General features: G+C 43.2%; 13 protein-coding genes. 5 read left to right on the forward strand and 8 right to left on the reverse strand.

Translation table 11 applies throughout. The annotated features are described in order from the left end of the window. The first annotated feature begins 13 nt into the window (after positions 1-13). Positions 14-1,156, forward strand: a complete 1,143-nt coding sequence (locus EV695_RS05010; RefSeq protein ID WP_131904798.1) for an alpha-hydroxy acid oxidase — start codon at positions 14-16, stop codon at positions 1,154-1,156. A gap of 221 nt (positions 1,157-1,377) precedes the next feature. Here EV695_RS05010 and EV695_RS05015 read toward each other — a convergent pair whose 3' ends face one another. Beyond that, on the reverse strand, positions 1,378-3,834 hold the full coding sequence (locus EV695_RS05015) for a GcvT family protein (RefSeq protein WP_165874621.1): 2,457 nt from the start codon (positions 3,832-3,834) through the stop codon (positions 1,378-1,380). A 150-nt stretch (positions 3,835-3,984) separates the two neighbouring features. Here EV695_RS05015 and EV695_RS05020 point away from each other — a divergent pair, with 150 nt between their 5' ends. After that, a complete protein-coding gene (locus EV695_RS05020; protein ID WP_131904800.1) occupies positions 3,985-4,866 on the forward strand; it encodes a LysR family transcriptional regulator in 882 nt (293 codons plus the stop codon). 67 nt (positions 4,867-4,933) lie between these two features. Here the strand turns inward: EV695_RS05020 and EV695_RS05025 are convergent, their stop codons facing one another. The 4 genes from EV695_RS05025 to EV695_RS05040 all read right to left on the reverse strand — a co-directional run bounded on the left by EV695_RS05025 (position 4,934) and on the right by EV695_RS05040 (position 8,498). Continuing rightward, entirely contained in the window at positions 4,934-5,521 is a 588-nt protein-coding gene (locus EV695_RS05025) for a DUF3501 family protein (protein WP_131904801.1), read from the reverse strand. A gap of 33 nt (positions 5,522-5,554) precedes the next feature. Further along, the gene (locus EV695_RS05030; RefSeq protein WP_131904802.1) at positions 5,555-6,898 is read right to left on the reverse strand and encodes a heterodisulfide reductase-related iron-sulfur binding cluster; all 1,344 of its coding nucleotides are present in this window, start codon (positions 6,896-6,898) and stop codon (positions 5,555-5,557) included. Positions 6,899-6,994: 96 nt separating this feature from the next. Then, complete coding sequence (locus EV695_RS05035) at positions 6,995-7,414, reverse strand: rubrerythrin family protein (RefSeq protein WP_131904803.1); 420 nt, start codon at positions 7,412-7,414, stop codon at positions 6,995-6,997. Between the two features lie 169 nt (positions 7,415-7,583). Then, positions 7,584-8,498: an SDR family oxidoreductase gene (locus EV695_RS05040; RefSeq protein WP_131904804.1), complete on the reverse strand. Its 915-nt coding sequence runs from the start codon at positions 8,496-8,498 to the stop codon at positions 7,584-7,586. Between the two features lie 158 nt (positions 8,499-8,656). Between EV695_RS05040 and EV695_RS05045 the strand changes: the two genes are divergently transcribed. Next, a complete protein-coding gene (locus EV695_RS05045; protein WP_131904805.1) occupies positions 8,657-9,583 on the forward strand; it encodes an SPFH domain-containing protein in 927 nt (308 codons plus the stop codon). Next, positions 9,583-10,041 (forward strand): NfeD family protein, encoded by a 459-nt coding sequence (locus tag EV695_RS05050; protein ID WP_131904806.1) that lies wholly within the window; start codon positions 9,583-9,585, stop codon positions 10,039-10,041. The genes EV695_RS05045 and EV695_RS05050 overlap by 1 nt, the downstream gene beginning before the upstream one ends. 164 nt (positions 10,042-10,205) lie before the next feature. Here EV695_RS05050 and EV695_RS05055 read toward each other — a convergent pair whose 3' ends face one another. Beyond that, a complete protein-coding gene (locus EV695_RS05055) occupies positions 10,206-10,940 on the reverse strand; it encodes an outer membrane protein (protein ID WP_131904807.1) in 735 nt (244 codons plus the stop codon). A 121-nt stretch (positions 10,941-11,061) separates the two neighbouring features. Here EV695_RS05055 and EV695_RS05060 point away from each other — a divergent pair, with 121 nt between their 5' ends. Next, entirely contained in the window at positions 11,062-11,994 is a 933-nt protein-coding gene (locus EV695_RS05060) for a LysR family transcriptional regulator (protein WP_207906949.1), read from the forward strand. 101 nt (positions 11,995-12,095) lie between these two features. Here the strand turns inward: EV695_RS05060 and EV695_RS05065 are convergent, their stop codons facing one another. Further along, on the reverse strand, positions 12,096-13,145 hold the full coding sequence (locus EV695_RS05065) for an ABC transporter ATP-binding protein (RefSeq protein WP_131904808.1): 1,050 nt from the start codon (positions 13,143-13,145) through the stop codon (positions 12,096-12,098). Continuing rightward, positions 13,142-14,827, reverse strand: coding sequence for an ABC transporter permease (locus EV695_RS05070; protein ID WP_131904809.1), 1,686 nt, complete (start codon positions 14,825-14,827; stop codon positions 13,142-13,144). The genes EV695_RS05065 and EV695_RS05070 overlap by 4 nt, the downstream gene beginning before the upstream one ends. Between the last annotated feature and the right edge of the window lie 86 nt (positions 14,828-14,913).

The raw sequence follows: 14,913 nt of genomic DNA on the forward strand, positions 1-14,913 counted from the left end.
AGAAATAATTAACATGAGTAAAATTACCTGTGTAGAAGACTTTAGGCAACTCTACAAACGACGTGTTCCGAAAATGTTCTATGACTATGTGGAAGCCGGTTCGTATACTGAATCGACATTCCATAGAAATGAGAATGAGTTAAAGGATGTTTGTATTCGTCAACGGGTAGGCGTGGATATTTCTAATGTCGACACGTCAACCACTATGGTTGGAGCGGATGCAAAAATACCCATCGCGTTTGCGCCCGTTGGTATGCTGGGTATCCAGAATGCAGGTGGCGAAATTAAAGTGGCAACTGCAGCTCGTGATTATGGTGTGCCTTTCATTTTATCTACCATGTCTATTTGCTCAATCGAGCAGATTCAGGAAGCGACCGGTGCTCCTTTCTGGTTTCAACTTTATGTAGTTAAAGATCGTGAGTTTGTACGAGATTTAATTCATCGCGCCAAGGCCGCTAATTGTTCAGCATTAGTTGTTACCATGGATTTACCCATGCTGGGTCAACGCCATAAAGATGTGAAGAACGAATTATCGATTCGCCCTAACTTCCGCAATATGTTGAATATTATGACCAAGCCAAAATGGGCGTTGGAAATGGCAACCACTCCTTATAAAGGCTTTGGCAATGTGATGGGGCATGCCAAAGGGGTAGATGATTTGAGTAGTCTACTTGTCTGGGCAAAAGAAATGGTCGATCCAGCGCTTGATTGGGAATACGTCGAATGGATTCGACAGGAATGGGGTGGCAAAATTATACTCAAAGGCATCCTCGATGTTGAAGATGCCAAAATTGCTGCCAGCATGGGGATCGATTCCATTATTGTTTCTAATCATGGTGGACGCCAGTTAGATGGTGCAGGCAGTTCAATCTACTGGCTTCCTCGTATCGCTGATGCGGTGGGCGATAAAATGGAGCTACTTTTTGATTCTGGTGTGCGTACTGGCATGGATATTTTTCGTGCTAAAGCATTAGGTGCCAGCGGCGTATTACTCGGGCGTTCTATGGTCTATGCATTAGGTGCAATGGGAAGGCCAGGCATCGACCAATTGCTGCAGATTTATGAGAATGAACTCAAGACAACCATGGGTTTGGCGGGAAAAACAAAGATAAGTGATATTCAATCTGGTGATGTGTATTCGGTATGGGATCAGTAATTAAGTTTTACTATTGTTAAGAAACCTAGGGAAAAAGTGCTTAAATACACGCTAAGTTATAGGGTCTCCTTACAGTCGAGCTATAACTAAACTTTGGCATAAATTCGTTCTAACGTTTTTAAAACACAAAACGAGAACTCATTTAAGTAGGAGGGGTGATATAAAAAAAGGACGTACTTAAGTACGCCCTTCGAATGAGTTCATATACTATTTGTTAGCATTTAGTCATCGGCCTTAATTCTTTCATTTTTCGGATCGTAGTTGCACATTGGAACGATCTTGGCAGGGTAATGCTTACCAAGAATCTGAACGGTTAAACCAGCATTTTCTGCTTTCTTATCAATCTTTTTAGTCTTGATAAAGGCAAACGCTAAACTCTTCTGGATACGATTGCCGTAACCGCCTGAACTACACTGTCCTACGATTTCACCGTCTAAGTAAAGTGGTTCAAATCCGTTTTGTGCATCTGTTTTGTTTGCATTAGCCATATCTGAATCAACTTCAATCATCACCATGTCATTTTCAAAGCCAGCTTCTTTTTGCTTAAGCAATATGTCTTTACCTTCGAAGTCTTTATCCATTTTTATGAACCAGCTAAGGCCTGACTCAAGCGCTGTAAATTCTGTATTCATGTCTGGGCCCCAAACTGGGTAACCTTTTTCGAATCGCATTGAATCCATTGCACGTAAGCCGAAGTTTTTGATGTCAAACTCTGCGCCTGCTTCGTGTAATGCATCATATAGCTTCTGTGTGTACTCGACTGGGTGATGAAGCTCCCAACCTAATTCGCCCACGAAACTCATGCGTAAAGCACGTGTTGGAACACCTGCGACATCAATTTCCTGACCTGTAAACCAAGGGAAGTCTGCATTGCTTAAGCTTACATCTGTTACCTTACTCAAAACCTTACGCGCATTAGGACCTGTAATTAAAAGGCACCCCCCGGCTTTGGTGGTGTTTTTCAAGGTGACTGAGCCATCTTTTGGTAAACGACTGAATAGCCAATCATCTACAACAATCTCAAGTGCCGCAGGCGACATCATGTAATATCTGCCGTCTTGTAGCATGGTGATTGAAACTTCCCAGGCAACACCGCCTGAAGGACTAAGCGGATGGGCTAGAACTATTTGGCCCGGTTCAGTAGGGACATGGTTGGGCATGATATTACTTAAATAGTCATATGCACCTTCACCTGATACTTCGAACTTTGTGAACGGTGATAAATCCAAAAGACCTACATTCTCTTGAACGTTTTTACACTCTGCGGCGACAGGATCAAACCAGTTACCTCGGCGGAAGCTATGCTGCTCAACAGGCTCCATACCTTCAGGAGCGAACCAGCTAGGACGCTCCCAGCCAAAGTAAGCACCAAATACAGCGTTGTCTGCTTTGTGAGATTCGTAAATAGGCGTTTTCTTTTGGCCGCGAACCGCAGGGCGCATCGCGTATTCATTGGCATAACCCAATTGATATTCGTTGGCATAAACTTCAGTGCCTTTCGCCACTGTGTATTTGATGTCTGCATAATCACCAAAACGACGCGGATCTAATTCGAACAGATCGAGTTCTGGTTCGCCATCAACAATCCATTGCGCCATAAAGTGACCAGCACCACCACCTTGTGCAATACCGAAGTTGAAGCCAGTAATAACAAAATAGTTGTCGATGCCATGCACCGGCCCAACTAATGGATGCCCATCTGGTGAGTAAGTGATAGGGCCATTAACAACCGTTTTGATGCCGCCTTCAGCAACCAGCTCAACCTGAGTCATCGCTGTCATCATAATGTCTTCGATTCGGTCAAGATCTGGTGCTAATAATTCCTGACCAAATTCTTTAGGAACGCCATCAGTTGCCCAAGGAATTCCGTCTGGCTCGTATGGGCCTAAGATGAAACCTTTACCTTCCTGACGTAAGTAGTATGAAACATCTGGATCACGAAGCATTGGCAGCATTTCGTCACGACCTTCTAATTCAGGGATTGAATCGGTTACAAGGAACTGGTGTTCCATGGAACACATCGGCAATTCGTGGCCAACCATTTTGGCTAATTCGTTGGCGCGGAAACCACCTGCATTAACGATAATGCCAGCGTCAATAATGCCTTTAGGCGTAGTCACTTCCCAGCGGCCATCTTCTTTCTGTACGATTTTTTCTACAGGGTTTTGACGAACAATCGTTGCGCCCGCATCTTTCGCGCCTTTTGCCATCGCGTTAGTCGCACTAGTTGGGTCGATGTGACCGTCGGCTGGGTCCCATAATCCACCCAAAACTCCTTCTGGGTTTAAATAAGGGTAGAGCTCGACCAAGCGCTCAACACTGATCATTTCGAGATCCAGTCCAGCGAGTTTTGACATTGCAACCACGCGCTCAAATTCATTCATGCGCTCTTCGGTATGCGCTAATCGAACCGCACCGGTAGGGTGATGATCAACGGGATGACCGGTTTCTTCTTCTAAACGTGCATAAAGCGCAATACTGTGCTGCTGCATTTTCATCACATTAAAGCTATTGCTGAAATGAGGCAGGTTTCCCGCTGCGTGCCAAGTAGAACCAGATGTTAAATCCAGCTTTTCTGTCAGCATGACATCCGTCCAGCCAAGTTTTGTCAGGTGATATAAAGTACTAACGCCAGCAATGCCGCCGCCCATAATTAATACATCTGTCTTATTTTTCATCATTATTCCTTTGGTCTCTGATAGGGATGACTGCTACTTTTTATGTTTTATGAGGGGCGCGCAGTGATTGTGTCCTTCTAGTAAATATGATATTAAGTTATTCGACCAGCAACAAATGATATATAAACCACAAATGTATAAGTTAAACTTATGAAAAGGCTACTCACAAATTCTATACAACTCAACTGGCTAAGAACATTTTCTGTTGCGGGTGAGCATTTAAGCTTTACCTTGGCAGCTGAAGATCTGGCAATGAGCCAATCAGCTGTGAGTCAACAAATCCAGCTACTAGAACATCACTTGAATCAAAAACTGTTCTATCGGGCTAACAGAAGTATACGTCTCACAGACGCAGGACGGGCATTTTTACCCCTGGTGGAAAGTACCTTGAAACAGCTCAACCAGGGCGCGGCTAAAATATTTTCTCCATCAGATGAAGCGGTTGTTGAGTTTGGTGTGAATACAACCTTCGCCGAGTTATGGCTGGCACCTCGATTGCAACAGTTTAATTTGATTCATCCGCATATATCGATTCGTCAACATGGCACTAACTGGGCTTCTGATTACCCAATATCAACTTCAGAATTAGAAATCCGTTATGGCAAGGGTGATTGGGATGGCTTTGAATCTATCCCGCTGATTTCACAAAAGATAAGGCCTTATTGCAGCCCTGAAAATGCAAAACAATTGCGTGAGCTCGATGATGTTAATAAGCTGACATTGCTCGATGTTTTGGGCGTGCCTAAAGGCTGGAATAGCTGGTTAGAAATGACTGAGTTGAATGATAGACCCAGACAACCGATGCAATATATGGATAGCTATGTGATGGCCGCTTCACTCGCAGCAAATGGTATGGGAATCTGTTTGATGTATGACGATTTCATGCAGGAAGGCTTTTTAGCGAAGCAATTGGTCGCCCCATTTTTTGAAAGTCTGGATACTGAAAGCGGCTATTTTGTTTGTTATAAAAGTGAAAAGAACTTATCGGAAGCAACTCGATTGTTTAAGGATTGGTTGCTGAGTTACACCTGAGACTGTTAATAGTAGGGGGCTATTTATAAGGCACCCCCACACTTTTAGGCACTTTTTCTATTTTTATCTAAGCCAGATCATTTACCATCGCCTGACGATAATTCTCAGGAACTGGCGTTACCGCATGCGTGTAGTTTTCGTGATCTATACCGACATTAATCGCTGCGCCATCTTTAACCGCAGCAATCATCTCTGGGGATAATTCAAAACGCATGAAGTGCACCGCAGAGGTTTTGTCTTCGGTTTCGCGCTCTAAGTCTTCATTGCTAATCGCGAATACTTTGTCGAATCCTTCAACCTGTACCCAGGTTTTACGATCAATGCCGATTAATTGTGACAGTGCTTTAACTCTTTCGGCTACATCGATGTATTCGATCATCATCGTTGCTTTCCAATTAGTACCAGTAGGTAGCATGGCGTTATAGACTTCTAATTCTTCATTGATACCAGCGGCATCAAATACTTTTTCAGCACGTAGAATTTCCTGAATTTGATATTTTAAGGTAGTGGCATCTTCAAAATACAGAGTAACATTTGGACCAACTGGAAGGTTGCGGCTCTTTTTATGCAGCATGGTTGCCGCTCGAATTTCTGGTCGCTGTTCATGATACTGCTCTAAAGAAAGTAAGTCATCTCTGGTTAGTTTTTGTGTCATTGTACTTTTTATCCGTAATTCTTCCGTTAGTGTTTATAGCCCGTAAGCCATGCGTAACAAAGTAAGTGGGTGTTGTGGTTCAGAATCATCCTTCATACCATTCGCTATCTGATGTCCTGCCATAGGACAGTCACTACTGTAAAAGTCTGATTCCGACTTTTGGACTTTAGTAATAACCGGGCGACAGATTTTCATCGATTTCTCATGAAATTCTTCTTTGACTGCGTAAGTACCGTCATGACCAGAGCAACGCTCAATCGTTTCTATCGTAGTATCTTGAACCAGTTGTAAAAGGTCTCTGGTTTTCAAGCCCATGTTTTGTACACGTAAGTGACAGGCTGCATGGTAGGCAATTTTGCCCAGTGATTTTTTGAAATCTATATTGAGTAGTTCTTCCTTGTGACGCAGCATCAAATATTCAAAGGGATCAAAGATATGCGCTTTAACTTTCTGTACATCCGCATCATCAGGGAACATTAACGGTAATTCTTGTTTGAACATCAAAACACAAGATGGTACGGGAGCGATAATGTCCCAGCCTGCATCAATCTTTTTCACCATCTCAGGGATGTTGATGTTTTTAGCGTGTTCAACAGATTTTAAGTCGCCTAGTTCTAGTTTCGGCATGCCACAGCAGACTTCTTTATCGACTAAGGAAACTGCTATTTGATTGTGATGCAGCACTTTGCCCAAATCTTCTAATAGATGTGGTTCATTGCGATTGCCATAACAGGTCGCGAAGATGGCTACTTTGCCTGTAGTTCGGCCCGCTTGTTTAGCATCTGCGTGCGTGCTTTTGCTTTCTTCTACTGTTGATGCCAGTAACTTTCTACCGGTTTTACTGTGATATTTAGGAACAGTAGCATCAGGATGAATACCTAGCACTTTCTGTAGCGCCTTTCTGGCTAAGCCATTTTCATTCGCAGCATTAACGATAGTCGAAACAACTGGAATACCAGCGATGTTTCCGACTTTATCAGTTGCCGATAAAATCTTATCACGGGTTTTAAAGTCCCCTTTCTTATGCTTAATCGCTTTTGCGCGAAGCATCAGGTGAGGGAAGTCGACATTCCATTCGTGCGGTGGTGTGTAAGGACACTTTGTCATATAACAAAGATCACACAGGTAACATTGATCGACGACTTTTACGAAATCTTTCTTATCGACACCATCGACTTCAAAGGTGTCAGATTCATCGACCAAATCAAATAAAGTGGGGAATGCATCGCATAAGCTGACACAACGGCGACAGCCATGGCAGATATCATAAACCCGCTCAAGTTCTTCATTGAGTAAATCTTCGTTGTAAAAATCTGGATTTTTCCAGTCTAAGGGATGTCGTGTGGGTGCTTCTAAATTGCCTTCACGTGCTGCCATAGTGATTAAATTCCGTTTCTTAATCCAACTTCATACTGAATGTGCTCCCCCTCTTAAGGAATAAGAGAGGGAGAAATCTTCAAAATTAAATGAAGATTAATCGTCTAGATTGTCTAGCGCTTTCTGGAAACGATTAGCGTGTGAACGCTCCGCTTTTCCTAGCGTTTCAAACCAGTCAGCGATTTCGTCAAAGCCTTCTTCACGAGCTTGCTTGGTCATTCCTGGGTACATATCTGTGTACTCATGAGTTTCACCAGCAACCGCTGTTCTTAGGTTGTCAGCAGTAGGACCAAATGGAAGGCCTGTTGCTGGATCGCCCGTTTCTTCTAAATATTCAAGATGACCATGAGCATGTCCTGTTTCACCTTCAGCAGTTGAACGGAAAACAGTAGCGACATCGTTGTAACCTTCAACGTCAGCTTTTGCTGCAAAGTATAAGTAACGACGGTTTGCCTGAGATTCACCTGCGAAAGCATCTTTCAGGTTTTGCTCAGTCTTGGTTCCTTTAAGAGACATAATTTTTTCTCCTTTGTTGTTATAGAAATTTATAAAAAAAATTTGGTAAGATTTTTTATGAAAGTCGCAGACGCAACTAACTTCTATAATATAGGAAGGATACTAAGATAGGTCTAATTGAATAATTAGAACGTTTTGATTCATGAAAGCGAAGATCAGACAAACTTAGCTATACCGAGCGCTGCAAGGTAGTTTTTAAATCCGGATAGCGTAATTTAATTTTTAATGATCCAAGCATTTTATCGTTTCTTATCCGTCGAGACTCTTTCATATACGAAACCATCCCTGCGCTTAAGGTTTTTTCTGCCGCTTCCAGACTGATTTGTGGCGGGCGCGGTAAACCAGCAAAATCAGCTACGTTATTAAAATAATCCGTCATGGTGCTAGGGTTGCCATCGGTGACATTGATTATTTCATTGCTAAATTCACAATTCATGGCCGCAACACACGCTTGCGCAAGGTCATCAGCATGGATGCGATTAGTGTAACCTGCTTCATCTGCATTAATCACCGGTAAGCCTTTTTTAAGGCGCTCAAGCGGCAATCTTTCCTTGGCGTAAATTCCGGGTACCCTTAAAATCATGAATTCAGAGTCTGTTTTTTCAGACCATGTTTGCAATGTTTGTTCGGCGGATAAGCGTCTTATTGCTCTCTCTGCTTTAGGGTTTACTGCTGTATTTTCATCAATCCATTCACCTGCACTATCGCCATAAACACCTGTGGTACTTATCAAAACGATACGTCGAGGTTTAGCACTGCCTAGGTTTTGGAGAAATTGCTTTAATCGAAGGTCTTCAGTACCCGATGGCGTTGGTGGTGCAAAATAAAAGAGATCGGCTTGATCAAAATTGAAACCATCCAGCGAATAGTGACTATCAAGATCAAGCGCATAAGAATCGATATTGCATTGCCGGCAATGCTCAACAGATTCGGCAGAAGAAACGATCGCTTTTAGGTTTTGAGCTTGCCGTTGATCTTCAGTAGCCAATAATGCCGCAACGCGTTTACCGATATCACCACAACCGACAATCCAGGTATTTGTTTGAGGGTGTTTTTGGTGTTTTGAAGCAATCTCTGAAGTCATGGAAAAAGACTAGCGTTTAATGGCACCTTATACAATATTCATTTTGGTTGCTGCATATCGGAATCTACTTGAAAAACGGGCGTTTTGCCCTCATTATTGATTAAAATATAATCAATTTTAATTGCCCAAATAAATATAAATATTAACTGGAGATTTTCATGGAATTGTTACCCATAGTCATAGTCGTATTCGCCATTATTATGATCATAATGGGCGTCAAGCGTGTTCCTCAAGGGATGGAATATACGGTTGAACGCTTCGGTCGATACACGCGTACCTTGAAGCCAGGCATACAATTTATTATTCCATTTATTGACGGCATCGGTGCCAAAGTCAATATGATGGAACAGGTCGCTGACGTACCTCAGCAAGAAGTTATCACCAAAGATAACGCGATGGTAACAGCAGACGGCGTGGTGTTCTTTCGGGTAATGGATGCGGCTAAATCAGCCTATCGCGTAAATGATATGTATCGTGCGATTTTAAATATCACGATGACAAATATCCGTAGTGTGATGGGCTCGATGGATCTGGATGAGTTGCTATCCAAGCGTGACGAGATTAACTCCAGACTGCTCGTGGTGGTCGATGAAGCGGCAGCAACGTGGGGAATCAAAGTCACACGTATTGAAATTAAAGACATCAACCCACCAATGGACCTTGTCGAGTCGATGGGTCGTCAGATGAAAGCAGAACGTGAAAAACGTGCCTTGATACTAGAAGCCGAAGGTACACGTGCCGCACAAATACTGAATGCAGAAGGCATTAAACAATCTGCAATATTAGCCGCAGAAGGTGAGAAAGAAGCATCATTCAGAGAAGCTGAAGCACGTGAACGTTTAGCCGAAGCAGAAGCCAAAGCAACGACCATGGTATCTCAAGCAATCGCCCAAGGTGATGTGCAAGCTATCAACTACTTTGTTGCGCAAAAATACACTGAGGCACTTAAAGACATAGGTTCTGCAAACAATTCTAAAATCGTAATGATGCCAATGGAAGCAGCTAGTCTGATGGGATCAATCGCCGGCATCGCAGAAATTACCAAAGAAACGTTTGGTAGCAGTGATAAGAGCGGAGAAAAATAATGGAAGGCTTAACCAACGGGCTTTTTGATAATCTTCAATTTTGGCACTGGTGGGTTTTCGCCATTGTACTTGTGATTCTTGAAGTGTTTTCCCCTGCCGCATTTTTTATGTGGATGGGTGCTGCAGCGGGTGTAACTGGCTTAACCTTATTAGCATTGCCGGAAATGAGCTGGCAAATGCAATTTATTATATTTTCAATTGCGAGCATTGCCTCCATTTTAGTGGGACGTACCTTTTTCAGCCGCAAATCAGCAAATACAGACGACCCGACGCTGGGTCAGCTCGAACACGAACTTACTGGTAATGTATACGAAGTTGAAAAAGCCATTATCAATGGTAGTGGGCGCGTAAAAGTCGGCGAATCAACCTGGAAAGCACAGGGGCCTGACACTGCAGAAGGTACTTCGGTTAAGGTAGTTGGCGTTAAAGGGGCTGTGCTTCTGGTAGAGCCTGTTTAAGTTAATTGATTAAGCCACCCCCCACCTTATGAGCACTTTTTTAAAAAACAGCTCAAAAGGTGGGGTGGGGCTTATTGTAAGTATGATGCAACTCATTAAACAACTCATTAAACAACAGGCCTCAGAGAGAGGGCTGTTTTTTTGGGGTTTTAATTGACGTAAATTTAGAAATCTATACGAACGCCCGCTACAAATTCATGTGCCGAAACATCGTCTATTTTAAATCCATCGGTAAAAGAATCCGATCCAGTTTTCACATCACCGAATGAAGCATACTGATATTCGCCGTAGATCGAAGTGCGCTTAGATAACTTATAGTTTCCACCAATACCAACATTCCAAGAGAGTTCTGTTGAATCTCCGTCTGCATAGGCATCGTAGTAACCGTCGGCTGCTCCATCAAAGGCATCGAATGCTGCTACACCTGCGCCACCAAGTCGAGCTGAGTAACTGTTGTCAGATACACCTAATCCCGCTTTAATGTATGGTGTGAATAATGTGCTGTTTGGAAAGTCATAAAAACCTTCTACAGTCAGGGCTGTGCTTTCGATGTTACCGTTGAGGACATATTCTTCACCTGCTCGTGCTCCAGATCCGATATTTTTGTCATTGAAGTCTCCATCGCGGTGAGTAAGACGGCCTTCAATGCGAAACTTTTCACTGAATTTGTAACCGATACCAATGCCAGCAACGCTACTGTCACCAGAATCAAACTTTGCAGGGAAATCTGAATCTGTTGCAATGTTGTTACCTGTCGGTTCAGAATCGCTCGCTTGCTCGCTAACACCAAGCTGTGCCGTTACATAGAATCCTTCTGCTAAAGCGATTGAAGGAGTGGCTAATGCCACTGCGATGGCTAGCGCTAATTGTTTTTTTACCTTGTTCTTTGCTGTGTTCATCAGAGTACCTTTTTATACTGTTTTTTGATCGTTTAATTAAATGTTTCAAGCAGTTGAATTACCACTGCGAGTTGTGGGATTAAATATATCGTTTACTTATTGTTCTGAGTAGATACAATAAATGTATTTCATAATTCTGGTATTCGGAACAATGATAAATTACCTGCGCCACATGAGTGTGTTTGCGAGTGTGGTGGATGAAGGGTCATTTCGTGCTGCAGCGAAAACACTTGGTATAGCACCTTCAAGAGTCAGTGAAACGGTGTCAGACCTTGAGCAATATCTTAACGTTACTCTGATGCATCGAACGACACGCAAACTCTTCCTTACCAATGAGGGTAAGAAGTTTTACGCTTATGCCGCTGAAATCACGAGAAATGCTGAAGCTGGATTAAACGAGCTTAATGTACTTTCTCAGGAGTCTATTGGTTCGTTGAAAATTGCACTTCCAGCTTTTCTAGCCTCTTCAACGATCTCTACCGCGATAGCTGAGTTTGCTCGTCAGCACCCAAAAGTATCTTTAACGTTGACCTATTCAGATCAAGTCATGGATATCTTAGAAGAAGGCCTTGATTTGAGTATTCGGGTAGTTCGAGTAGGCTTATTAGAAGATAGTTCTATGATGTCTCGTAAATTGGGGGAGAGTGGGAGACTTCTTGTTGCTGGTAAGAAATATGCAGAAGGTCGCCAAATACCAAAACACCCATCAGACTTAAAAGACTGGGATTGGTTACGCTTTCAGAGTAGACCTAGTGCTATCGAGTTAATTTCAACTACGGGTGAGTCTGTCACCATTCAAGAAAATGCTTCGATAAGTTTAAACAGTTCTGAAGCTTTAAAGCACTTTACACTCCAAAACCTGGGCGTAACAATTCTACCTGTTCACTTGGTTGAAGATCTTATTGATTCGGGTGAATTAGTCCATGTGCTTCCAGAGTGGAAACTAAGACCACTGGGTTATTATGCTGTATGGCCAGATAAATCACGTCGAGAAAATCTGACATTACTTTTAGTACGATTCCTTGCCAAAGAAGTCAAAGGTCACCCACTTTGATTCACCCATAAAATAATTTTTATGTTTGTGAATGGGTTTAAATATCTAAAAAAAGTGCTCTAAAGTAGGGGGGGGGCCATTAAGATTAGTCTTGTTCGGATTTATTGAGGCTTATCCGGAAAAACCACCAAATGCTCAAATTCCATGATGATTCCCAGCTCTTCTCCGACTTCGTGATTATGATGTGAGTGCACCAGCGATAATAGTTGCGTGCCATCTTCCATTTCCAGGGTGAAAAGGTTATTTGCACCTCTGAAAACTCTGGATACTATTTTCGCTTTACGCGGACTGCAGTCATCATGAACGATGTCATCAGGGCGTACTAATACTTTCACTTTACAACCCGGCTTACATTCGGGGGGGGAGATACCTTCCAAAGAGGCGAGCGATGTTTTGATGACATTGCCTTCCATTACTTCGCCATCGATAAATACTCCAGAGCCGATAAAGTCAGCGACGAATAATGATTCGGGTTCGTGATACAACTCGTAACCACTTCCCCATTGCAGTAACTTGCCCTGATTGATTACACCGATGCTATCTGCCATCGCAAACGCTTCATTTTGATCGTGGGTCACTAATACGGCGGTGATGTTTTCGTGCTTCAGAATGCTGCGGACTTCTCTGGCTAATTCTTCGCGTAGTTCGGCGTCCATGCTGGAGAATGGTTCATCCAGTAATAATAAATCGGGCTTAGGTGCCAAGCCGCGTGCGAGCGCAATACGTTGTTGTTGCCCACCGGATAATTCATGCGGATAACGCGAGCCATAATCTTGCAGATTGATGAGTTCTAGTAATTGTTTAATACGTTCTGATTTATCTTTTTTACTCAAGTGGCGTATGCCAAAGCCAATATTTTCAGCAATAGTCAGATGAGGAAAGAGTGCAAAATCCTGAAACACCATGCCGATATTTCTTTTTTCGGGCGGCATCGTGTAACCGACGTTGCTAACGGTTGTGTCGACTAGTTTTATGCTGCCGTGTGTAATCGGTTCAAAACCAGCTATGGCGCGTAACAAGGTGGTTTTGCCACAACCACTAGGCCCTAGTAGACAGCCAATTTCACCTTTATCTAACTCAAAACTTGCCTGTGTGACAACCTCGTTTTGATCATAAGCAATGGAAACGTTATCAACGTGGAGTATTTTCATTTGTGTTCTCCAGCACGGGAGTGGCTAATGGCGTGGCTTAACAATATCACTGGAATGATTCCAACTAAAACAATCATTAAAGATGGTGCTCCGGCATCGGGTAAACGTTCATCCGCCGCCATTTCATAGGCACGAACCGCTAAGGTATTAAAGTTAAAGGGGCGCATAATCAGCGTTGCGGGTAATTCTTTTAATACATCCACGAATACCAGTAACAAGGCGGTTAATACCGTGCCGCGCATTATCGGCATGTGAATCCGACGAAGCACACCGAAAGGTGTTAAGCCTAGTGAGCGACCAGCGTCGTCCATGGTTGGTTTAATTTTACCTAAACCAGAATCGATGGCTTGAATGGAAACCGCTAAAAAGCGCACGGTGTAGGCAAATAGCAGCGCAAACAGGGTGCCTGAGAATATTAAGCCAGTGGAGATATCGAAGTGCTCACGCATCCACGCATCAATACTATTATCGAGCCAGGCAAAAGGTACCATCACGCCCACTGCGATAACGGTGCCCGGAATGGCGTACCCCATTGAAGCGACATTCACACTGGTGTTGATGACTTTGGTTTTGCGCAATCGCTTGCCGTAACCCAATAACAAGGCAATGCTAACAGCAATCAATGCTGCCAAAGCCGCGAGCATTAAACTATTACCCACCAGCACAAAAAAGGATGCATCGATCACTTCTTCTGCGGTGGTGAATGTCCACACGAATAACTGCAAGGCAGGAATTATAAAGCCCAATAACAGCGGCATAAAACAGGCAAACACGACTAAAGCGGCCATCCAGCCTTTCATTTGATAGCGTTTGATGGTTGAATATTTATTGGTGGAATGATGGAATTTTGCGCGCTTACGTGACCACTTCTCTAGCATTAGCAATGCGAATACAAAGCCTAATAATAACGCCGCTAATTGAGCAGCCGTTCCACCATCGCCCACGCCAAACCAGGTACGAAAAATACCCGTGGTAAACGTTGGGATGCCAAAATATTGAACCGTGCCGTAATCAGCGAGTGTTTCCATCAGCGCCAACGATAAACCCGTCACAATCGCAGGGCGTGCCAGCGGTAAAGCCACACGATAAAATCCTTGTAGTGGTGAATTACCGAGGGTGCGACTTGCTTCAAGTACCGCGATCGATTGATCCAAAAATGCCGCGCGTGCCATCATATAGACATACGGATAAAGCACTAACGACAGCATCAGGATGGCGCCACCGATTGAGCGTACTTCAGGAAACCAGTAATCCCTTGCACTCCAGCCAAACGTTTCACGCAGTAAGGTCTGAAGAGGACCCGCAAAATCCAGCATGCCGGTGTAGGTATAAGCGATGATGTAAGCAGGAATTGCTAATGGCAATAATAAAGCCCAGGAAAAAAAACGCCGTCCGGGGAATTCGCACATGCTGGTCAACCAGGCAGTGGTGATACCGATACTCAACACACCAGCAGAAACGCCGACCATTAGAATTAAAGAATTAGTGATGTAATCCTTTAATAAGTAATCGTATAAATGCGTCCAGTTTTCATTAAAAGGCTGAAATAAAAAGCTTGCGACAACCAGAACGGGTAGCGCCATTAATAACGCGATCGTCACAATAGAAACATTCCAACGATTCAGCTTTGGTAAGCGAAATCCTGCTTTGGAAGATGTTTGATTTGTAGACTGATTATTCATTACAGCGTTAAATATTAAGAGTGGCGAGAGTTTAAATTAAATGAGAATTATTCGCAATTAAACCTTGATGAAAACGAGTGAATAAC

Source organism: Cocleimonas flava (assembly GCF_004339015.1).
Classification (GTDB): Bacteria; Pseudomonadota; Gammaproteobacteria; order Thiotrichales; family Thiotrichaceae; genus Cocleimonas; species Cocleimonas flava.